This window comes from Streptomyces sp. NRRL S-37 (assembly GCF_000721605.1).
Classification (GTDB): Bacteria; Actinomycetota; Actinomycetes; order Streptomycetales; family Streptomycetaceae; genus Streptomyces.
Genome location: NZ_JOIZ01000142.1, coordinates 1 through 310, shown reverse-complemented (window position 1 = coordinate 310; position 310 = coordinate 1). Strand labels below are relative to the sequence as shown.

At 70.3% G+C, this 310-nt stretch carries 1 protein-coding gene; it reads left to right on the top strand.

Features of this window, described 5'->3' with window-relative positions; all coding sequences use genetic code 11:
- On the top strand, positions 1-310 hold a 310-nt coding region (locus IH50_RS38520), incomplete at both ends, for a beta-ketoacyl synthase N-terminal-like domain-containing protein (protein WP_037873756.1).

Here is a 310-nt window from a genome sequence, read left to right as displayed (position 1 = left end):
TCTGCTGCTGGAGACGACGTGGGAGGCGATCGAGCGGGCCGGGATGGACCCGGTGTCGCTGCGGGGCAGCCGCACCGGCGTCTTCGCCGGCGTCATGTATCACGACTACGTCAACCTCCTGAACGGCCCCGAGTTCGAGGGCTACCAGGGGAGCGGCAGCGCGGGCAGCATCGCGTCGGGGCGTGTGGCGTACACGTTCGGGTTCGAGGGTCCGGCGGTGACGGTGGACACGGCGTGTTCGTCGTCGTTGGTGGCGTTGCACTGGGCGGCGCAGGCGTTGCGGTCGGGTGAGTGCTCACTCGCCGTGGCC